Consider the following 20,805-nt stretch of genomic DNA (forward strand, 5'->3'; position numbering starts at 1 on the left):
GCTTTCCTCATTCATATTCCCCGATCGATCGCCGGCCGTTCTCTTTGTGCGCTTACCTGCGCGCGAGCGAGGGGATGGGCTCGGTTGTCGACGCGTCCGCAAAGGAAGTCGATGCGCTCTTGAACGAACAACAATTGGTTGCTGAACAGCACAAAGTAACCCGCAAGGAAATCACCGTCATCGGCATCGTGCTGGCAGGTGCGTTCCTTGCCATCCTGAACCAGACCGTCCTGTCGCCCGCGCTGCCGAAGCTGATGGACGCGTTCTCCATCTCGGCCGGCACCGCGCAGTGGGTGACGTCCATCTACATGCTGGTCAACGGCATCATGGTGCCCATCACCGGGTTCCTCATCGACCGCTTCTCCACGCGCAAGCTCTTCTTCGTCTCGCTGATGTCGTTCATCGTGGGCACGGCGCTGTGCGCGGGGGCCCCGACGTTCGAGCTGCTCATCGTAGGCCGCGTGCTGCAGGCGGCCGGCGCGGGCGTGCAGCTGCCGCTCGTGGGCGTGGTTCCCATGCTCATCTTCCCGCCCGAGAAGCGCGGCACGGCCATGGGCATGGCCGGCATCGTGATGAGCTGCGCGCCTGCGGCCGGCCCGGTGCTGGCCGGGGGCATCATCGACGCGTGGGGCTGGCGCATGATGTTCTGGGCGATGATCCCGCTGGCCATCCTCGTGCTGGCGGTGAGCTTCTTCCTACTTACGAACGTGGGGGAGCTCAAGCGCCCGCACCTCGACGTGCCGTCCATCGTCCTGTCCACGTTCGCGTTCGGCGGCCTGCTGTACGGTTTCTCCAGTGCAAGCACGCTGGGCTGGGGCAACGCCGTGGTCGTCGGCAGCATCGTCGTGGGCGTGGTCGCGCTCGCGTGGTTCATCCATCGCCAGCTGCATATCGAGGAGCCGCTGCTGCAGCTGCGGGCCCTCAAAACCCCCACGTTCGCGTACTCGGCCGTCATCGTGACGGTGGTCAACTCGGCGCTGGCCGTGGGCAGCGTCATCCTGCCCATCTACCTGCAGAACGTGCTGGGGCTGACGGCGTTCGAAACCGGCATCCTCATGACGCCCGGCGCGGTGGCCACCATCTTCCTGAGCCCGGTCAGCGGCATGCTGTTCGACCGGTTCGGGCCGCGCGTCATAGCCATCATGGGCTTGACGGGGCTCACCGCTTCGCTGGCGGCGCTGTCCCTCGTCGACGACAAGACGATGGTCGCGTACCTCGTAGCGTTCTACGTCATCCAGTCCTCCGGTCTGACGCTGGCGAACATGCCGGTCACCACCTGGGGCATCAACGCGCTGCCGAACGACATGATCGCGCACGGCAACGCCATCAGCAACACGGGCCGCCAGGTGGGCGGCGCAGTGAGCACGGCGCTCATCGTGACGGTGATGACCATGGTGACCGCGGCGAACGCCGAGGCAGGCCCCGTGCTGTCCACGGCGGCGGGCATCGACGTGGCGTACGGGATCTCCGCGGCCGTGGCGTCTGTCGCGCTGGTCATAGCCGTCTTGAAGGTGCGCAACGTCAAGAAGCAGGCGGTCGCCTCGCCTGCATCCCGGGCCGAAGCGCCGCTTGAGATCGAAATGGAAGAAGCTCGGGAAGGAGCTGCACGATGAATCGGACGATCGGCGACATCATGGAGCGGGACGCGTACACGTGCCGCTACGACCAGAACCTCGGCGAGGTGGTAACCCTGTTCAACGAGCTGGGCACGAGCGGGCTCGTGGTGATCGACGAGGATCGCCATGTGGTGGGATTCATCAGCGACGGCGACATCATGAAAGCGGTCGCCGCGCAGAAGACGCGCTCCATCTTCAGCGGTGGGTACTCCAACATGGTGCTGTACGACAGCGAGTCCTTCGAGGAGAAGGCCCGCGCGCTCAAGCGCCGCAACGTCATGGAGCTGGCCGTGCAGCGGGTGCTGTGCGCCACGGCCGACCAGACCATCGGCGAGATCGCCGACGTGCTGGCGAAGAAGAAGTTCAAGAAGGTGCCGGTCATCGATGAGGACGGCAGGCTCATCGGCATGGTGCGCCGCGCCACCATCACCCGCTACCTGTTCGATGTGCTGTTCGGCGAGGAAGAGCCGAGCGCCGAGTAGCGCCGGGGCTTATACTGGCGGCATCAACCGCATCGGTGCGCGTCGAGAAGGGAGAACGTCATGAAGGTGATCGTCGTCGGATGCCACGGGCAGATGGGGCAGCCCATCAGCCGATTCGTCGCCGAGCGCGAGGGTATGGAGCTGGTGGGAGGCGTGGGCCCTGCGGGACGCGACTACATCGGCCGCGACCTCGGCCAGGTGGTGGGCCTCGGACGCGATCTGGGCATCCCCGTGGCGGACGACCTCTCGTCCGTCATCGACGCGTGCGACGCGCTCATTGACGTTTCCAGCGTGGAGCAGTGCCTCGAAACGCTCGACTTGGCCGTGGCGCATGGGAAAGCTCTCGTCACGGCCAGCACGGGGTTCTCGCCCGAACAGTTCGAACGATTCGAAGCGGCCGGCCGGCACATCCCGATCATCTTCAAATGCAACACCTCGAAGATGGTGAACGTGATGCTGAAGTTGGTGGAGATCGCGGCGCGGGCGCTCGTGGACGAGACGGATATCGAGATCATCGACCAGCACGACCGCGATAAGCTGGACGCGCCCAGCGGCACCGCCGTCATCATCGGCAACATGATCGCGGAGCTCAAGGGCACCACGCTCGACGAGCTGGCCGAGTACGGCCGCGAGGGCCACGGCGCGCGCAAGCCGGGCGGCGTGGGCTTCCATTCGCTGCGCGCCGGCGATATCACGAGCGACCACAAGGTGTACTTCGGAGGCATGGGCGAGCGTTTGGAGATCACCCACTACTCCTACAGCGACGACTGCTTCGCCCGCGGCGCCGTGGACTGCGCCGCGTATCTCCAAGGAAAGCCCGCGGGCGTTTACAGCATTAAAGACGTGTTCGACCTGCGTTAGCGTACCGCCCGCCTTCTAGGGGCGGCGGGCTTGGCGGGCGGCCGTCACGAAGAGGGCGCAGGCGATGAGCGCGAGCGCCGCCGCGGGCGCAAGCGGCATCGTGCCACCGAGGAACAGGGCGATCGTGCAGGCGAACAGGGCGCCGGCCAGCACGGCGGCCACCGCCCAGCCTCTTTGGATGCGGGTCATGGCGGCCCTCCTTTCGTCGAAGCATCTACGGTACCAGCTTGCCTTGCAGGGGTGGGGGCGACGCGCTGACATCGAAGTCACGATCGGGCAACACCTTCTCAAACGGGGCGGCGGGTCAGCTGCCCTGCCTGTGCGCGCTCCTAGGATGAGGGCTGTTTATATGACAGCTAGGGGATTCGTCGTGAATCCTGAGGAGGTGAAATCGTATGGATCTCGCATTGCTTCAAATGCCGATGGTTCTGTTCACCACGCTCGTGCCGATGGCTTCGGGCGCGTTCATCGGCCTGGCGCTGGCGTTTCTGACCACGCGTTTCAGCAAGGAGCGCCTCGCCCGCATCGACCGCTGGACGCTGCTTCCGATGGCGATCCTCGCCGTGGGCTACATCGCGTCGTTCGTGGCGCTCTCGTCGCCGCAGTATTCGATGAGCTTGTTCCAAGGCGTCGACATCGCGCCGTTGTCCTTCGTGGGCATCGCTGGCATGCTGTTAATCGCGCTGGCCGTGGTGTACTGGATCATCGCGATGACGGGCAATCTGGACGGGCGTCCGCGCAAGGTGTTCGCCACTGTGGTGGGCGCGGCTTCGCTGCTGCTGTCGCTTAGCATCGGGGTGATGTACATGGGCTCCGCGGTGCTCACCTGGAACTCTCCGCTCGTGCCGCTCGGCATCATCGGGTTCTGCATCGCAGGCGGCGTGCCGCTCGGCGTGCTGGTCGTCGCTCTCGCGGGTGGGATGCCCGAAGCGCGCTTGACGCGGTTGCCAACGGTAGCGCTGGTCACGGCCTTTATCGGCGTGGTGGCGGCCATCGTCGCCGTCAGCGCGCAGCTGCTGTTCGCCCAGTCCACGTTCAACGCGTTCTTTCCGGGCTCCGACGTGCTTCCCGGTTCGTGGGTGTACCTCGTGATATCCATCGTGGGGTTCGTTGTTATGCTGGCGACTCTGCGCGCCACGCTCATGCCCGGCGGCCGCAATGTGGCGGCGATGGGAAGGACGGCGGGTGCTGCGGCGGCCATCCCGCTGCGCGATCGCGAGGACGTCGATGCTGATGCTCCCGTGGGCGTCCGTTCGGCCATCCCGCTGCTCGTGGCCGGCAACGCGGCCGTGCTCATCGGCATCTTCGTGGCGCGCCTCATGTTCTACGCGCTGCAGGTGTAGAGGCTTCGGCCCTCGAAGACTTTCAAGCCGCCGACGCCCGAAAGGCCGTCGGCGGCTTTTTTTGTTTTTGTCGCGCGCCTGAGCTTGTCGCGTGGCGGCGCGTGTCGCGCGGCGGCACGCGCGGTGGCGGTGGGGGCGCGCGAAGGGGGCAGGCGCGCTGGTGATGCAAATTGTCCCGCGGAGCGGTAAAAACAAGTCAGTTTGGCAATTATGATCTATATAATCATTAAATAGCACATCGCGCTGATCAGGCATTTTGAAAGCACGCCTGACATTTCAGCCCAAGATAGGTGCCAACCGGGCTGAAATCGCGCTCTCGAAATTGCCAAACCGGCTCAGTTTTACCCTCGGAAACGAAATTTCGCCTCATCGGGCGTCGGCGGCGACCCTTCGCTCGCGCTAGCCCTTCGACCGCATGTTGTCCGCTGCTTCGGCGTTTGATCGGCGCTGGATTGGGATGTGACACGCGTGGAAACGACGTTGGAAACGGCGGCAAGGCGCGTGGAATCCGCGTTGGAACGACGTGGGAAACGCGCTTGATTTGGCGGCAACGCGCGTTGGATCTGCGCAAACGAAACGTGAGACCGCGTCGCTATACTGAGAAGCACGGATTCGATCCGGCGGCTTGGTGCCTCTCCCTCTCAATATTCTAGATGATTGGAGGTGATGACCATGACCGTTTTGGGGATTGCTTCGTTGGTGATTTTGCTCTTGGAGTTCGCTACCCGCGTCATCGAGCTGTTTCTGGTGATAAGGAGCGCGCTCCTAACCCGCAGGGGAAAGGAGCGCCACAAGTAAACCCAAACCGCCGAAGCGATCCGAGAGCCGTGGGGAGCACCACCTCCCTGCGGCTCGCCCTTATTATACAAAAACGACCGTGCTCCGCCAAGAGGATCGTTGCGCAACGATCGGGACGCAACAGACAGGTGAAAAACGCGCATTCCGGAGCCGGGCGAGGATGGCGGGAGGGAGATCTCCCCGTTCCTTCGTCTCTTTCCCACGCTTTCGCCTTGCGCGCGGCCTTGGCTCGGCGCGTCCGAAACGGTGTAATCATGTGGTAACATGGAACCATCTTCTACATCGGCTTCCCCGCGCCGTGCAGGTGGGGTGGCTCCTCTGATGCAAAGGCGGTACGAGCATGGAGCGTTTGGCGGCGGCCTCGAACACGGTGCCGGGCAAGTCCGTGACCGTCTCCATGAAGAACGGCCGAACGACTACCGACTGCATCGTCGTGCCCGAAGACGGCGACCTGTGACGCTCGTCGCGCCGCTTGCGCCCGGAAGCCCTGCCGCGCCCGCAGAGGCGATGCTCCCTCTGCGGGCGCGGTGTCTCGCGCGAGCGGCAGGAGCTCCGATCAGGACAGCGACCTGCGATGACGGGCGCGCGACGCAAGAACCAGCGCGCCGCTTGCGAGGGCTGCGCCCAGGGCGATGGCGAAAGCCGGGCTGTCGCCGGTAGAGGCGAGCGCCTTCGCAGGGGGCGCAGCCTCGCGTTCCTCATGCCCGGCGGAAGGCTTCTCGCCGATGAGCCCCGGCTGGCTTTGGCCGTCTTTCACCAGGTACGCGTACTCGGTCGCGCTGGCCTCGCCGGTCGTGGGCGTCGCTCCCGCAGGAAGTATCGCCACCTGGAACGCCTTGACGGGGTAGCCGTATCCCGACGTGCCGTTGGCGGTGCCGTCATGCGCCCAAGCCATCCAGCCGACGCCTTTCACGTACAGGCGGTAGTAGACGGTGTAGCGCGCAGCCTCGTCGCCCGACAGGCTGACGCGCAGCGCCTGCACGGGCTGCTCCATCTCGCCCGCGATGTCGCCGTTCTCAACCGCCGGGCTCCACCCGCTTCCGTTGTCGACCGCGTAGGAAACGTTCAAGCCGCCGATGGACGTCTCGATGCGCAGCGCGGTCACGTCGTGGCCGGCGGCGTTTCCGCTCGTCTGCCCGTCGATGCTCCAATCGACGCCGGCGTCCTCGTAGGCCCAGCCGTCCTCGAAGCTGTGCCACTGGTAGTACACGGCGGCCTCGGTGGGGGCGAGTGCGATGGCGAAGGTTCCGTCCAGGTTCCTCTCGCTCAGCCCGCTGTAATTGCGGCCGTTCCACGAGGCGACGACCAGCTTGTCCGTCGCCTCGAGCGGCGTGAGGTGCAGGTAGAGCGCGCCTTGGTCGTCGGTCTGGACGTCGCGCATGCCGTAGGTGCTGCCGCCGGTCGGCTCTTCCACGAATTCCGTGTCGAGCAGGCGCATCTGCAAGGAGGAGATGGGCGTGTTCGCCGGAAGCCCGTGTATCGTTACAAGCGAGAGGTCGTCGTTGTTTTCGTTGACGAAGCGCTGCTCGTCCTCGGAGGCAAGAGACGTTGCTTCCTCGTCCAGGTCGGACGCGAGCGCGACGGGGGAGGCGAGCAGGAAGTTCAACGCTGCCGGAGCCGGCGAAGCTGATGCCGACGCCAAAGACGCCGCCCTCGTTGAAACCGCCTCGTTGCATTTTACCGTCCCGCCGGTGATGACGGGCGCCTTGACGGAGCTTGTGATAGCCGCGACCCGGCCGGCTCCATGAGTGCCCAGCCCGCCGACGGCGTTGACGGTGCCCCCGCTGATCTTGATTTCCCCGCACGAGCCGCCGACGCTGCAACCTATGGCTGCAGACAGGTCGCCGCCGTGCGCGTTCACTATGCCGCCGCTGATGGTGATGGAGCCGCACGAGCCGTAATGATCCGACCCGATGCCAGCGACGAACTTGGAGCCTTTGGCGGTAACCGACCCGCCGCTGACGGCGATGGACTTGCTCGCCGTGATCGCTGCGCTTCCACTCGACTGACTGAGCGCTTCGACAGTGCCTCCGGAAACAACGAGCTTGCCTGCAGTAATGCCATTACCGCCCGTTACTCCCGAATGAGCGAGAACCGTGCCGCCCGCTATCGAGATGGTCGTGTTCGGCTCTCCCAGGATGCAAGGCTGACGACCTGTGCCTGCTCCCACGGTATTCAAGGTTCCCTTGCCGTTGATGGTAAGAGACGAGGTGCCTCGAACCGCCACCCCCGGCGACGCCTCCAGTCTGTGGCCGCATATGTAATTACTTCCCACCAGCGTGAGCGTCGCGTTCGAGGATCCCTCGATTGAAACCGCAACGCCGCTCAGATCCTGAAAGCGCAGTGCGTGAGTGCCTTTCCTTACGATCACCTGATTGCTTACGGGGAAGGAGGTAAAATCTGCGGCTCCCGTGACAGCCAGGTACCCGCTGTAGCGCGTCCAACTCACTCCCCCGTCGAGGGTGTACTGCGGAATGCCCTCCGAACTCACATCGACGATGAGCTTGCAGCCCTTTTTTTCGTGCATGCTGACGACGGGGTTTTCAACAGGCGGGTCGGGAATGGCCAGATGAAGCGTGTATCCGGCTTCGGCAGAACCCTTGATCGTGCCTTCGTACACGTTGCCGGATTCGCTAAAGCTCATCTTGACGGAGCTGCCGTCCTTAAGCAGGTTTCTGTCGAGAAAAAGTCCCAGATCGCCGTCGTCCATCCAAGTGGCGAAGCCGTCTACGATGTAATGCTTGGCATCCACCCACCGATCGCCTCTGACAAAGACAGGGCCTTTCTCACCAAAACTGGCTCCGAGCAGATTCTCACCTGCCGCCAAGCCCGACACCAGAACATACGCGGAACTGGGGAAGGAGCCGCCCTGATCGACGGCGAGCGTCGTGTTGGCGGGCGGGCGCTGCGAGAGGTGAATGTTGCCGCCGCCGGTGACGATGCTTTTCGCGGTAATGTCGCAAGTGCCTGAGGACTGCAAGGTCACCGTTCCCGAAAAGAAGGACACCGACCCCGTTGCATCCACAGCGCTCGAGGTCGGGTCGCCGAGGGCAGGGGCGCCGTTGCCGCTTCGCGCGGTTACGTTGCCGGGTTGCCAAAACTCGATGGTGCCGCAACTTGAAACCGCGCTGTCCGCACCGATGGCGGGAGCCTCGTATCCTCCCTGCGCTTCCAGACTGCCGTAGAGATCGCCTTTGAAAATCAGATGAGCCTTACCAGGTGCGAAAATTGCGGGATACCCGCTCGAACCGGAAAGCTTGTTCGAGCCATACAGCCAGAGCGTAAGCTGCGCAGCCTGCGTGTCGCTGCCGATTTCAATCGCCGCGTGATTGGCGCGCGGCTCGTTGATGGTAACGCCGTTGAGAAGTATCGCATGGGTTCCGTTGAGCACTTGCACGTTCGTGCCGCTGCCTGCCGTTCCACCGATCGTCACGTTGCCGGAATAGGACGTCCACGTTGCCTCGTTGTCCTGGCTGTATTGGAGGTTCGAGCCGGAGTCCTTCAAGAGGATGGAACCGTCCTTCAGGTCGAGGTGCGGCGCATTCTCTATGGGCGCCAAGGCTGCCACCTCGGGCGGGGCTTCCTCGAGTGGGGCCGCGTCAGGGAGGGTCGCATCCGCCTGAGCCGTTGCCGCCGGCTCGTCTTCAGCCCAGGCGTAATGCGCGGGAACGAACTGTGCTCCCGCCATGAGCGCAAGCGCCGCGGCGAGTGCGAATGCGCACAGCTTCCGTCCGGATATTGGCGATTCGACATGCGATGCAGCGTTCATGGCAGCTCCGATCAGGGAAACGTGCGGCGAACCAAGATGGCAAGAAGTATAGCATGCGATCAGGTGAGACTTTGCTGAGGGACGGTCTTGATTACGTCGCGAGAGCTCGCCCGGTGCGTTTTCGCGCGTTCGTCCCGCTGCGAGGAAACGGCGTTGGAACCGCGTGCAAGGCGTGTGGAATCCGCGTTGGAAACGATGGCAAGGCGCATGGAATTCGCGTGGGAGCGGCGTTGGAAACGGGCAAGGTCGGGAAGGTTTTCCACGGTGATGCGTGCCATGGAAACGTGAGACGGCGTCGCTATACTTATAGGTACGGATTCGATCCGGCGGCTTGGTGCCTCTCCCTCTCATATTCTAGATGAACGGAGGTGATGACCATGACCGTTTTGGATTTGCTGGTGTTGGCTGAAGTGCTTATGAGGCTGATGTCCCGAATCATCGAGATCTTCCTGATGATAAGAGACGCGCTCCAAACCCGCAAGGGAAAGGAGCGCTCACAGTAAACCCAAACCGCCGAAGCGAGTTCGAGAGCCGTGGGGAGTTAGCGCTCCCTGCGGCTCGCCCTTATTATACAAAAACGGCCGTGCTCCGCAAGGAGAATCGATGTACAACAATCGGGGTCGCGCGCGACCTTAGGCAAAGGGTCTCGAAGCGGGCTTCCGCGCACTGCAGCGTTTCTATTCCTGCAAGTCGTTGGGGTCGAAGGACTCGATGAGGTCGAGCAGCTCCTGCTTCTTGTGGATGTCCAGCTTCGCGTAGATGCGCTTCGAGTGCGTGCGGATGGTGTTCTCGGTGACCACGAGATCCTCGGCGATGCGCGCCACGGTGTTGCCGCGCGCGATGAGCTCCATGACCTCCGTCTCGCGCTCGCTCAGACGGTAATGCTGCTGCAACAGCGCCGCCTGCTTCGAGATGCGGTCGAGGTACACGCGCTCCTCGCGCTTGCGTTCGCGCTGCGGCTTGCGGCTCGCGCGAGGCGGCCGATCGCCGCGCTTGCCCGCCTTCTTCGGCACCGCGTCGTCGGGCTTTTCGCCCTCCGCGTTCGCCCCTGCAGGCTTCTTCTCGGGCGCATGCGCGCGTAGGGCGACCAGCTCGATGCTGGCCGCGGCATCGCTGTCGTGTTTGAAGATGCGGCGGAACCCGCCCTGTCCGATGAAGTACATGAGCCCCAGCAGGTACACGGCCACGAGCGCCACCACGGCGAGCGGCGCGATGCCGATGATCATGGTCTGCTCGGCGAACGTGCCGCCGATGAAGCCCACGTCGTGCAGCGCGTACACGATGCCGCCGAAGAACCCGTAGATGAACACGGGGTTGATGCCGCGGTCGCGCGAAGCTTGCGCGCATTGAATCATCATGAGCATGATAGCCACGCTGTACACGGCGTACAGGCCGCCGGCCAGCCAGCGCGCGTACTCCTCGGGCAGAAACGGCAGCAGCAGAAACGAGGTGATGACGAACGGGAAGAAGACGCGGTAGGCGCCCACCACGTTCACGCTGAGGTTCTTGAACTGCCACAACACCAGCAGCGATATAGCCGCGGTCAACGATCCGCCCATCGACAGCACGTTCACGAGCGATCCCACCGCCGGCTCGCCGATGGCCAGGGAGCGCATGATGCCCGTGCAGAACCCCAGCGCGCCCACGCATAGCGCGCTTCGCCAGTAGTCGTTCACCAGGCGCTGGTACACGAGCGGATGGTCGCGCGGCACGTCCTGGAACATGGCTTGATCGAGGTCGATCTCGCGGCTTTTCAGCACGATGGTCAACCCGAATAGCGGCAGGAACACGAGCGGGATGAGAAACGCCGTCACCGCTTGCGGAATAAGGTACAGCGAGAAGTACAGCACCGCCGCGTATAGGGTACCCTTGATGAGGTCGCGGTTGCCGGTGTCGGAATCCTGGCTGGCGAACAGGCGTTGCCACAGCATGTAGAAACCGGCCGACCCCAGGCCCAGGAGCGCGCCGCCGCCGACGACGAGCGGCAGCGCCCATGCGTCCAGATAGATGGCCGCGATGAGGCAGCACCATCCCAGAAGGTAGGGCATGGTGGCCAGCCGCACGATGAATGTGCGCGTGGGGCCGGGGAAGAAGTACGATCCCAGGGCGCTGGCGAAGTAGCTGAACGAGAACACGAGCGATTGCGCGAGGAAGAACCAGAACACGATCTCGGTGGTTTGGAACTCCATCGGAAGAAACGGGAACACGCCGCCCCATACGCCCGCGGCGTTGATGGCCAAGAACAAGCCGTAGCCGAGCGAGGTGATGTTCGGCTTCATGATGCTGACGATGGTGGCTGCGTTCAAAGATCCTCCCCCGAGACCGCGCGCATATGCGGTTTTTCCGTTCCCGCACACTGTTCCCGTTGCATCAGTATAACGGTATTGTCAGAAGTATCGTGCGACGCATTACCCAAAGTGCTGTCTTGTGACCTGGGGAAACGATAAGTTCGCATATTTTATGTGACACGGCGGTCGCGGGGGAGTGCCACAATGCGAGGCGTTCCGCCCGGGAAGCGGAGCGCCAGACGAGAGAGGAAAGAGGGAGGGACCATGACGAACATGTTGGAGAACGCTCAGGTGTCTCGCCGCACGTTCATGAAGGGCTCGGCGCTGGCCGGCCTGGGTGCGGCCGCGATGGGCACGGGTGCCGTGTCGCTGTTCGGCTGCTCGCCGAGCGCCGACGGCGCGAAGGGCAATGACGCTGCGACGCAGGCCGTCGAGGAGACCACGACGTGGGGTCACTGCGCCATCAACTGCCCCGGCCGTTGCAGCCTGAAGTTCCACGTGCAGGACGACGAGGTCGCCTGGGTGGAAACCTACACCAGCAAGGACGCCGGCTTCGACGAGGTTCAGCCGCGCGCCTGCCTGCGCGGTCGCACGTATCGCCGCTGGCTCGCCAACCCCGATCGCATCAACTACCCCATGAAACGCGTCGGCAAGCGCGGCGAGGGCAAGTTCGAGCAGATCTCGTGGGACGAAGCCGTCGACACGATCGCCAGCGAACTCAAGCGCATCATCGACGAGTACGGCAACGAGTCCGTGTACATTCCCTATGCGACGGGCGTGAGCTCCACGACGGCGCGCTCGCTGCCGCGTTTCATGAACTGCCTCGGCGGTTTCCTGGGGTCGTACGGCGACTACAGCGCCATGCAGATGGAAATGATCGTGCCCCACACCTACGGCGCATCCGGCTTCAGCGGCAGCACGCTCAACGCCGCCGAGGACGCCGCGCTCATCCTCGCGTTCGGCACGAGCCCGACCGAGACGCGCCAGGGCGGCGCCGTGTCGCACTACGACTGGGTGCATCTGCGCGAGACCACGAAGGGCAAGATGATCTACATCGACCCCCGCATGAACGATTCCGTCATGGGCCGTTCCGCCGAGTGGCAGCCCATCAACCCCGGCACCGACGCCGCGCTCTGTTCCGCCATCGCGCATGAGCTGATCGCGAACGACCAGGTGGACAAGGAGTTCCTGGACGCGTACTGCGTCGGTTTCGACGAGGACACCATGCCCGAGAGCGCCAAGGGCCAGAACAAGTCCTACAAGGACTACATCATGGGCACCGGCTACGACATGGTGGAGAAGACCCCCGAGTGGGCAGCCCCCATCTGCGGCATCTCCGCCGATCGCATCAGGGAGCTGGCTTCCGAGATCGGCGAGGCCAAGCCGCTGTACGTCGTTCAGGGCTGGGGCCCGCAGCGCCGCAGCAACGGCGAGCTGAACTGCTGGTCCATCATGATGCTGCCGCTGCTGACCGGCCAGGTTGGCCTGCCGGGCACGAGCAACGGCTGCCGCGAGGGCTCGTTCTCCATCAGCTTGACGTCCCTGCCGGCCGGCGACAACCCCATCAAGGCGAAGATCCCCGTTTTCCTGTTCACCGAGGCTATTGACCACGGTACCGAGATGACGGCGCTCAACTCCGCTGTGATGGGCGCGGACAAGCTCAACCAGAACATCAAGTGCATGCTGAACTATGCCGGCAACTGCCTGACGAACCAGCATGGCGACATCAACTACGCGCACGACATCCTGGCCGACGAGAGCAAGTGCGAGTTCATCGTTGTGTGGGAGACGGCCATGACGGACTCCGCCAAGTACGCCGACATCCTGCTGCCCGACCTGTTCCGCTTCGAGCAGGTGTCGCAGATCGGCACCGGCGGCGACAACGCATACATGATCAGCGGCCAGCCGTGCACCACGCCGAAGTTCGAGCGCAAGACCCTCTACGACGCCCTGACCCTCATCGCCGACAAGATGGGCGTGAAGGAGCAGTTCACCGAGGGCAAGACCCAGGAAGAGTGGATCAAGGAGCTCTACGAGAAGACGCGCGAGAAGGACACCGAGCTGCCGACGTACGACGAGGCCATGGAAATGGGCGTCTACACGCGCAAGAATCCGAAGGGTGCGACCATCGCGTTCGAGGCCTTCCGCAACGACCCGGCGGCCAACCCGCTGGACACTCCCACCGGCAAGATCGAGATCTACTCCGAGACGCTGGCCGGCATCGCTTCCACCTGGGAGCTTGGCGAGGAGGACCTCATCTCGCCCATCCCGGTGTACACGCACGGTTTCACCGAGACTGACGTGCCCACCGACGAGTTCCCCCTGCGCTGCAGCGGCTTCCACTATCGCGGTCGCACGCACTCCTCGTGGGGCGGCATCGAGCTGCTCAAGGAAGTGAACCCGCAGGAGGCGTGGATCAACCCCGCCGACGCTAAAGAGCGCAGCATCAAGCAGGGCGACAAGATCCGCGTGAAGAACGCGTTCGGCGAAATCGAGATCCTGGCGAAAGTCACGCCGCGCGTGGTTCCCGGCACGGTGTGCATCTCGCAGGGCGCATGGCACGACGCCGACATGTACGGCGATCGCGTTGACAAGGGCGGCTGCATCAACACGCTGACGACGCATCGTCCGTCTCCGTTGGCTAAGGGCAACCCCCAGCACAGCAACATCTGCCAGGTGACCAAGGCGTAGGGCGACGAGCCGCAGAAAGGGTGATATATCATGTCTCAACAGGCATTCTACTTTGACGGCACGCGCTGCACGGGGTGCAAGACCTGCCAGATGGCGTGCAAGGACTACAAGAACATCGATCTGGGCATCTCGTTTCGCCATGTGTACGAGGTGACCATCGGCGACACCGTGAAGGATGCCGACGGCGCCTTCAGCACCACCTGCGTCAGCTATCCGCTGTCCATGTCGTGCAACCACTGCGATTCTCCGGTTTGCTTCGAGAAGTGCCCGCAGAGCGCCATCATCAAGGACGCCGACACGGGCCTCATGTCCATCGACGAGGAGAAGTGCATCGGCTGCGGAACGTGCGCCATCGTGTGCCCGTACAACGCGCCGAAGGTGGACGAGGAGAAGAAGAAGGCGGTTCGCTGCAACGGGTGCGCCGAGCGCGTGGCCGCGGGCGAGAAGCCGGTGTGCGTCGAGGCCTGCCCGGCTCGTGCGCTGGACTTCGGCGACGCCGAGGAGATGGCGAAGATGGGCGAGCGCGGCAACATCGCTCCGCTTCCCGACCCGTCCGAAACCACCCCGAACATCTTTATCAAGGCATCCGCGGACGCTCAGCCGGTGGGCGCGGCGGAAATCGCCAACCCGCTCGAGGTCGCGTAGCAGGACTGTTCGCGTACGACGCCACGGCCCCTCTTCCCTCCGTGAGGGGCTCGTGGCAATCTGCGGCGCGAGGCGCACGTCTTGGCGGGGTACGCTAAAATACAGCGTACCCCGCTTTTTGGGATAGGGGGAGCGCTTGCGGTTCCGTGTTGACGAGAGGAGGTCGCCACATGTCCCAGCAGGCTTTTTTCTTCGATGGAACGCGTTGCTCAGGGTGCAAAACGTGCATGTTCGCCTGCAAAGACGCCTACGACCTCGACGTCGGCACCGCCTACCGCCGCGTGTTCGAATACACGGGAGGCGATACGGTTCGCAACGGCGACGGCACCTTCGGCTCCACCTGCTTCTCGTACAACGTGTCGGTGGCGTGCAACCATTGCGACGACCCGGTGTGCGTGCGCGTGTGTCCCACCGAGGCCATGCACAAAGACGAGCAGACCGGGCTGGTCAGCGTCAACGACCGGCACTGCATCGGCTGCGGATACTGTCATCTTTCGTGCCCGTATAGCGCTCCGCGCGTCGATCGCGTAAAGGGGCACTCGGTGAAGTGCGACGGCTGTATCGAACGCGTGGCCGCGGGCGAGAAGCCGGTGTGCGTCGAGGCCTGCCCGGCTCGCGCGCTGGACTTCGGGCCGGTCGGCGAGATGAAGAAGCTCGGCGAGCGCGCGGCCATCGCGCCGTTGCCCCGGCCCGAGGCGACCGTGCCGAACCTGTTCGTCAAGCCGTCCGCCGATGCCCGTCCTGCGGAATCGAAGGACGGCGTCGTGGCGAACCTGTTGGAAGTTGGATTTCGGGCAACCGATAAGGAGATCATGGTATGAGCGAAGAAGCAACCGTACCGCTGTCCGAGGATGTGCGCGAGGCCATCGCGTTCGTCGGCGAGACGCTGGGGCCGTTCTACCTGCAAGACCCGGTGAAGGGCGATGCCGGCCCGGCCTTCGCGGCCATGGCCGCGATCGACGTTGCGCAGGCCGCCGTGGAGTGGCCGTTCGTCGACGAAGCCGAGGCGCGGTGCGACCTCGATCTCATGCGCTCGGGGTTGGCGGAAGGCATCGACGCCGACGGCCTGGTGTGGGAATACCGCCGCCTGTTCATCGGTCCCGCGCCGAAGCCCGCGCCGCCTTGGGGCTCGGTGTACACGGATCGCGAATGCGTCGTGTTCGGTGCGACCACGCTGGAGCTGCGCGCGTGGATGCGCTCTCACGGCATCGCGCGTCAGACGGACGACAAGACGCCCGAGGACCATATGGGCCTCATGCTGGTGCTCATGGCCTGGATCGCGCGCAACCAGCCGCAGGATCTAGGCGAGTTTCTGCGGCTGCATCTGCTCACCTGGTCGTCGCACTTCCTCGACCAGCTGATCGAGGCGGCCGGCCAGCCCTTCTATGAAGGTCTCGCGCGTCTCACGAAGGCTTCGCTCGAAGGCATTCAGGCCGAGTTGGGCCTGGACGTCGTCTACCCGAGGTTCTACCGCTAGGATAGCCTGTATGATTTCAGGATTCGATACCGCGCTCGGCGAGATTACGCTCGTGCTGTTCACGACGTTGGCGCCGTCGGGCGTGGTTGCGTTCATCTGCATGGGGCTTCCCGTGCTGGGGCGCGGCGCGTCCGTTGTCCTGCGTCAGCGGCTCAACGTGTTCTTGGGGCTGCCCCTCGTGGTTGCCATGGTGGGTCTCGTCGCCTCGGCCACCCACCTGGGCAACCCCGCTAACGCGCTGTACGTGTTCCTTGGGGTGGGACGCAGCCCCTTGTCCACCGAGGTGTTCTGCGCGGTGGTGTTTCTGGCGCTGGCCGGATTGTATTGGCTGTACAACTTCGTCGAGCATCCCAAACCGCAGTTACAGCGAGCGTGGCTCGTTCTGGCCATGCTGGCGGGCGCGGTGTTCGTGGCTGCGGTGGGCTGTACCTATGCCGCCGACACCATAGTGTCGTGGTACACGGTGTACGTGCCGCTCAATTTGATGCTGAACGCGCTGGTGGGCGGCCCCATACTCGCCATCGCGGGGCTGCGCGCCGCGGGCTACGAGCCGGTTGAAGGCCGTATGGGACGCGCGCTGACGATGGTGGCCGCTGCGGCGTTGGCCGTGAACGTGGTGACGTTCGGCATGCAGGGTGCGGATTTGGCCTCGATCGAGAACTCGTATCTTACGGCGGCGGAACTGGTGCCCTCGTACGGTTTGATGGTATGCGCGTTCGGCGTGCTTGGCATGGCGGGCATTGGCCTGGACGCCGTCGAATTGTGGCCTCGACGGGTTCGGCTGTCGGTCGGGCGCGCGGCGGGAGCTGCCGTGCTCGTGCTGGCCGGCATCTTCGTCATGCGGTTCGCGTTCTACATGATGCACATGACGGTGGGTCTGGGCGTATAAGTCTAGGAGTCCTTGTCCGCCTCGAAGAAGCAGAAGTGCGCCTTGCCCTTCGATTTCGCTCGATACAGCGCGCGATCGGCGCGCTCGTACACCGTCTTGAACGCGATGCCGTCCTGCGGCACCATGGCGATGCCGGTCGACACCGACAGCTCGATCACGCGGTTGTCGGGCAGCGTCGCGTTCCAAGGGCCTTCCGACAGCTCGACCAGGCGCCTCTCGATATCGTCGCGCTCCATGTCCTCGCAGTACACGACGAACTCGTCGCCGCCCCAGCGGCAGATAAGGTCGCCCTTCCTGAACGCACCGCACAAATGCTGCGCCACGTCGGCCAGCACCGTGTCACCCGACAGGTGGCCGTAGCGGTCGTTCACCTGCTTGAAGTCGTCGAGGTCGATGATGGCGAACGCGCCGCGGTAACCGCGCTGCAGCGTGCGCTCCAGCGCGTTGGCCATGCGCACCGAGGCGCTTTGGCGGTTCAGCAGGCCGGTCAGCGCGTCGTGCTCGGCCTTGTCCTCCAGATCGAGCTCGCGACGCTTGCGCTCGTCGATGTCGGTGACCGACAGATAGGCGTACACGTAGCCGTCTTCCTCGAGCTGCACCATGCGGTAGCTCAGCTCCATCCAGCGTTCATCGTCGTTTTCGCCGAGTCGGTACTCGAGGGAGTCGTTGCGCTCTCCGTCGGCGAAACGCTGCAGCATGTCGTCGAAATCGAGGAAGTTCTCGATGGCTTCTGCGTCCTGGCTTGGGCCGGTGTATTTGCCAAGGCGGTCTTCGAGCATGCTGCTCGACCAGTCGTCCAGCGAGATTCCGGCCCAATAGCGCCATGCGCGGCGATCGGCCGAGTTGAGGAAGCTCTTCGTGTTCACGTTGATATACCAGTGATCCACCGCGGCACCCTTGAGGATGTCGAGCAGCCGGTTGTCGTCCGAGCGCGTCAGTTTCGCCCGCGAATCGTTCAAAGGATCTTCCAGGTAGCCGATGACGCGGGCGGGCTTGCCGTTCGCGTCTTGCACGATCTCGCGTTCTATATGCAGCGTCAGCGGCTCTCCCGTATTCGACCATACCTTGATCGTGCGAGCGGCAGGTCTGCCCCATAACGTTTCGCGCGACAGCCTCCGCAGGACATTGCTCACGTCGTCGCCCAGGCTGGCGGTGTCCTCCTCGTCCGCCGAGGCGGCCAAAAGGGAGGCGATGCCGTTCGACGAGAGGTTCTGGAACGACAGTCGGTCGGAAGCGATGTCGTGCACCCACACGTTCAGATCCGATTGCTGAATGATGCGATGCAGGACCTCGTCTTCCAATTCGAGCACCGCCTGCGACTCGCGCAGCTCGTCTTCCTGCTGTTTCTGCTCGGTCACGTCCGCCAGCGAGGCGAAGAAGATGGTGCGGTCTTGCTCGCGGCGCAGGAAGAAGGCGCGCATGCGCATCCACATGATCTCGCCGTTCAGTCGGTACCGACGAAAGGTGGCTTCAGCTCCCGTGACGGGGCGCTCGTACGCTTCGGCAAACATGCTTTGTACGAGGGGCAGATCGTCGGGGTGCACTTGGCGCGAGATCCGGTTCTGTCGTTCGCGCAGATCGATCGAGTTGCATCCGGTGACGTGGTAGTACTCGTTGTTCACTTGCAGCAGCTCGAAACGGTCGGCGTACACGGCGTACACGGCTAAGCCGCCGATCAGGTTGTTTACAGCAGCGCGGCTTACCATGTCGTCGTGCAGCAGCGCGTTCACGTCGATGAGCTCCATGCTGGGGTTCAACACGCCTCGGTAGTCCACGATGCCGTCCTGCGACAGCAGTTGCTCGAGCGCCTCGGTAGACATGGGACGGTAAAAGTAGTAGCCCTGCGCGTAATCGCAACCTATGCCTTGCAGGAAGTCCACCTGCTCCTTCGTCTCGGCGCCCTCGGCGATGATGCGCAGATCCATGAATCGAGCCATGGACACGATGGCCTCAAGGATGCTTTCGCTGCGTTGAGACTGATCCTGTCGAGCGAGGAAGCCCATGTCGATTTTCAAGATGTCGACCGTGATGTCCTTCAGCATGTTGAGCGAGGAATAACCGCTGCCGAAATCGTCCATGAGGATGGTGAAGCCGAGTCCTTTGAGACGGGCGACCGCATCGGCCATTTTCTCGTCTTCTGCGTACGCGCTTTCGGTGATCTCGAGCTCTAGCAGGCGATGGTCGAGGTCGTATCTTGAGACCAGGCCTTCCAGCGCTTCGACCACGTCGATGGCGTACAGGTCGGCCCGGGAGATGTTCACCGATACGGGAATGGGCACACCGCCGCGATCAATCCATGAACGGATATGGCGGCACGCTTCCTCCCATACGTACAGATCGAGGCTGGCGATGAAGTTGTTGCGCTCGAGCACGGGGATGAACGCGCCCGGCATGACGATGCCGCGCGAAGGGTGCTGCCAGCGCACGAGGGCTTCGAGGCCCACGATGCGCTCGGTGCGCGTGTTGCATTGCGGTTGCCAGTGCAGCACGAACTCATGGTTCGTCAGCGCGCGCTTCACCTCGAGCAGGATCTTCGCCTCGGTCTCCATCTCCTCGGTCATCTCGGCTTCGTACCAGGCGATGCGCTTGGTGTAGGCGCCTTTGACGGAGTTCATGGCGATCATCGCATGGTCGCAGGCGGTGACTACGGACACGTCCGGGCTGTCGATGGCGCACACTCCGAAAGCGGGCTGGAACCCGATGGTGTCCTCGGAATCGAACGGCTCCTTCTTCAGCTCGCTTTCCACGCGTTTTTCGTCGATCAGGCCGTGAGGCAGCAGCAGCGTGAAATCGTCGCCGCCCAGGTAGCCGGCTATGCCGCCGTGCTTACGGGCGATCTCCCCGATACGTGAGGCGATGGCGCGCAAGATGGCGTCGCCTGCTTCGCGCCCATGCCACTCGTTGTATATTTTGAAGTGCTCGATGTCGATGTACGCTGCATCGTACGCGATGTCGGGCATGTCGGCTACCAGGCGTTCGGCTTTGTCGTAAAACGTAGCCGCATTGTACAGGCCGGTCAGCTGGTCGCGTTCGCGCAATAGCTGGATTTGCGAGCGTTCTGCCTGATCCGTGCGTCGCTGCATCTCTTCTTCGATGTCCGCGATGAAGCACATGACCACGCGCTCGCCGCTTCCGCCGCGCTTGACGGGTGCCACGGTCAGCGACGTCCAGCTCCATGCCCCCGATTCGAGGTGCTTGCGGAACTCTCCGCGCAGTGCGCCGCCTGCTTGTTCGATGCGGTCGAGCAACGTGTCGAAATCCCAGAACGCATGGAAGCGATCGCGGTCTTCGGGGTGGATCATGCGGTCGCGCACGTCGGGGAACATGTCGCTGATGCGTCCCTCGAGCGGAGGCGTCGTGAATTTTCCGGGCTCATGGTAGAGAATCTTGTATGCATCGTCGGTGAGGTTGAGTTCGAACAGCTCATCGTAAGATGACGGCTCGCTCAACGACGTGAACAAGCTGCGGCTGTGCTCGTCGACGGGATGGCCGGAGAACAGCACGCAGGGGCCTTCGTTGAACCAGTCCAGCTCGAGGCAGGTTATCTCGTACCAACTTCCCGTGCGCGCGCTGTAGATGACGCTTTGCGTCGCGTGCTCGTTCGACTCGGCGTTCCAGGGGCAGTCCTTGCACGGTTCGCTTTGCCCGCGGAAGCATTCGTAGCAGAGTTCGCCCACTCGTCCACCGGGGAATACGCGACGGGCCGCACGGTCGAGATACACGACGCGATACGATTGGTCGATGACATACGTATGGCCCTGCGTCGAGGCGCTTTTTCGTCGGCTGCCCGGCATCGGATCTCCTGTCTCAAGCTCTTTGATCCATTGTAGGGCTTCGGCGACGGGTTGGGTTCGGCAAGCGCAAAATGATGCCATGGCCTCCGGTTGTTCGTCCGTGTGCGGACGCCCACGAGGCATCCGCGCCGGCTTTTCCGACGACGTGAACG

At 63.5% G+C, this 20,805-nt stretch carries 14 protein-coding genes; 10 read left to right on the forward strand and 4 right to left on the reverse strand.

Going from position 1 to position 20,805, the window contains the following annotated elements; translation table 11 throughout:
* Positions 1–119: 119 nt before the first annotated feature.
* The 3 genes from HMPREF1023_RS09600 to dapB are packed head-to-tail and all read left to right on the forward strand — an operon-like array spanning position 120 to position 2,959.
* Positions 120–1,613 (forward strand): MDR family MFS transporter, encoded by a 1,494-nt coding sequence (locus tag HMPREF1023_RS09600; RefSeq protein ID WP_229041097.1) that lies wholly within the window; start codon positions 120–122, stop codon positions 1,611–1,613.
* Positions 1,610–2,098 (forward strand): HPP family protein, encoded by a 489-nt coding sequence (locus tag HMPREF1023_RS09605; protein ID WP_009306086.1) that lies wholly within the window; start codon positions 1,610–1,612, stop codon positions 2,096–2,098. Before HMPREF1023_RS09600 ends, HMPREF1023_RS09605 begins: the two co-directional genes overlap by 4 nt.
* Before the next feature lie 60 nt (positions 2,099–2,158).
* Positions 2,159–2,959 (forward strand): 4-hydroxy-tetrahydrodipicolinate reductase, encoded by an 801-nt coding sequence (dapB, locus tag HMPREF1023_RS09610; protein ID WP_009306087.1) that lies wholly within the window; start codon positions 2,159–2,161, stop codon positions 2,957–2,959.
* 15 nt (positions 2,960–2,974) lie between these two features.
* On the opposite strand, the gene HMPREF1023_RS15740 is transcribed toward dapB, so the two are convergent.
* Positions 2,975–3,148 (reverse strand): hypothetical protein, encoded by a 174-nt coding sequence (locus HMPREF1023_RS15740; protein ID WP_009306088.1) that lies wholly within the window; start codon positions 3,146–3,148, stop codon positions 2,975–2,977.
* 206 nt (positions 3,149–3,354) lie between these two features.
* Between HMPREF1023_RS15740 and HMPREF1023_RS09615 the strand changes: the two genes are divergently transcribed.
* Positions 3,355–4,302 carry a DmsC/YnfH family molybdoenzyme membrane anchor subunit gene (locus tag HMPREF1023_RS09615; RefSeq protein WP_009306089.1) on the forward strand — a complete coding sequence of 316 codons (948 nt, stop codon included), beginning with the start codon at positions 3,355–3,357 and terminating at the stop codon, positions 4,300–4,302.
* Positions 4,303–5,656: 1,354 nt separating this feature from the next.
* On the opposite strand, the gene HMPREF1023_RS09620 is transcribed toward HMPREF1023_RS09615, so the two are convergent.
* A complete protein-coding gene (locus tag HMPREF1023_RS09620; RefSeq protein ID WP_015759990.1) occupies positions 5,657–8,869 on the reverse strand; it encodes a peptidase in 3,213 nt (1,070 codons plus the stop codon).
* Positions 8,870–9,246: 377 nt separating this feature from the next.
* On the opposite strand from HMPREF1023_RS09620, the gene HMPREF1023_RS16095 reads away from it, so the two are divergent.
* Positions 9,247–9,372: a hypothetical protein gene (locus HMPREF1023_RS16095; protein WP_015759991.1), complete on the forward strand. Its 126-nt coding sequence runs from the start codon at positions 9,247–9,249 to the stop codon at positions 9,370–9,372.
* 174 nt (positions 9,373–9,546) lie between these two features.
* Here HMPREF1023_RS16095 and HMPREF1023_RS09625 read toward each other — a convergent pair whose 3' ends face one another.
* Positions 9,547–11,175 carry a LuxR C-terminal-related transcriptional regulator gene (locus tag HMPREF1023_RS09625; RefSeq protein WP_009306091.1) on the reverse strand — a complete coding sequence of 543 codons (1,629 nt, stop codon included), beginning with the start codon at positions 11,173–11,175 and terminating at the stop codon, positions 9,547–9,549.
* Positions 11,176–11,421: 246 nt separating this feature from the next.
* On the opposite strand from HMPREF1023_RS09625, the gene HMPREF1023_RS09630 reads away from it, so the two are divergent.
* The 5 genes from HMPREF1023_RS09630 to HMPREF1023_RS09650 all read left to right on the forward strand — a co-directional run bounded on the left by HMPREF1023_RS09630 (position 11,422) and on the right by HMPREF1023_RS09650 (position 16,859).
* Positions 11,422–13,848 carry a DMSO/selenate family reductase complex A subunit gene (locus tag HMPREF1023_RS09630; RefSeq protein WP_009608012.1) on the forward strand — a complete coding sequence of 809 codons (2,427 nt, stop codon included), beginning with the start codon at positions 11,422–11,424 and terminating at the stop codon, positions 13,846–13,848.
* 30 nt (positions 13,849–13,878) lie between these two features.
* Positions 13,879–14,493 (forward strand): 4Fe-4S dicluster domain-containing protein, encoded by a 615-nt coding sequence (locus tag HMPREF1023_RS09635; RefSeq protein WP_009306093.1) that lies wholly within the window; start codon positions 13,879–13,881, stop codon positions 14,491–14,493.
* Positions 14,494–14,663: 170 nt separating this feature from the next.
* A complete protein-coding gene (locus HMPREF1023_RS09640) occupies positions 14,664–15,314 on the forward strand; it encodes a DMSO/selenate family reductase complex B subunit (protein ID WP_009306094.1) in 651 nt (216 codons plus the stop codon).
* Entirely contained in the window at positions 15,311–15,970 is a 660-nt protein-coding gene (gene dmsD, locus HMPREF1023_RS09645) for a Tat proofreading chaperone DmsD (RefSeq protein WP_009306095.1), read from the forward strand. Before HMPREF1023_RS09640 ends, dmsD begins: the two co-directional genes overlap by 4 nt.
* A gap of 10 nt (positions 15,971–15,980) precedes the next feature.
* Positions 15,981–16,859: a DmsC/YnfH family molybdoenzyme membrane anchor subunit gene (locus HMPREF1023_RS09650; protein WP_009306096.1), complete on the forward strand. Its 879-nt coding sequence runs from the start codon at positions 15,981–15,983 to the stop codon at positions 16,857–16,859.
* A 2-nt stretch (positions 16,860–16,861) separates the two neighbouring features.
* Here HMPREF1023_RS09650 and HMPREF1023_RS09655 read toward each other — a convergent pair whose 3' ends face one another.
* On the reverse strand, positions 16,862–20,536 hold the full coding sequence (locus HMPREF1023_RS09655; RefSeq protein ID WP_232228707.1) for an EAL domain-containing protein: 3,675 nt from the start codon (positions 20,534–20,536) through the stop codon (positions 16,862–16,864).
* Positions 20,537–20,805: the final 269 nt, after the last annotated feature.

This window comes from Eggerthella sp. 1_3_56FAA (assembly GCF_000185625.1).
GTDB classification, from domain to species: domain Bacteria; phylum Actinomycetota; class Coriobacteriia; order Coriobacteriales; family Eggerthellaceae; genus Eggerthella; species Eggerthella lenta.

Coding starts and splice junctions, on each gene's coding strand:
- HMPREF1023_RS09605 (WP_009306086.1), top strand. CDS start 1,610: ATGAATCGGACGATCGGCGACATCATGGAGCGGGACGCGTACACGTGC.
- dapB (WP_009306087.1), top strand. CDS start 2,159: ATGAAGGTGATCGTCGTCGGATGCCACGGGCAGATGGGGCAGCCCATC.
- HMPREF1023_RS15740 (WP_009306088.1), bottom strand. CDS start 3,148: ATGACCCGCATCCAAAGAGGCTGGGCGGTGGCCGCCGTGCTGGCCGGC.
- HMPREF1023_RS09615 (WP_009306089.1), top strand. CDS start 3,355: ATGGATCTCGCATTGCTTCAAATGCCGATGGTTCTGTTCACCACGCTC.
- HMPREF1023_RS09620 (WP_015759990.1), bottom strand. CDS start 8,869: ATGAACGCTGCATCGCATGTCGAATCGCCAATATCCGGACGGAAGCTG.
- HMPREF1023_RS16095 (WP_015759991.1), top strand. CDS start 9,247: ATGACCGTTTTGGATTTGCTGGTGTTGGCTGAAGTGCTTATGAGGCTG.
- HMPREF1023_RS09630 (WP_009608012.1), top strand. CDS start 11,422: ATGACGAACATGTTGGAGAACGCTCAGGTGTCTCGCCGCACGTTCATG.
- HMPREF1023_RS09635 (WP_009306093.1), top strand. CDS start 13,879: ATGTCTCAACAGGCATTCTACTTTGACGGCACGCGCTGCACGGGGTGC.
- HMPREF1023_RS09640 (WP_009306094.1), top strand. CDS start 14,664: ATGTCCCAGCAGGCTTTTTTCTTCGATGGAACGCGTTGCTCAGGGTGC.
- dmsD (WP_009306095.1), top strand. CDS start 15,311: ATGAGCGAAGAAGCAACCGTACCGCTGTCCGAGGATGTGCGCGAGGCC.
- HMPREF1023_RS09650 (WP_009306096.1), top strand. CDS start 15,981: ATGATTTCAGGATTCGATACCGCGCTCGGCGAGATTACGCTCGTGCTG.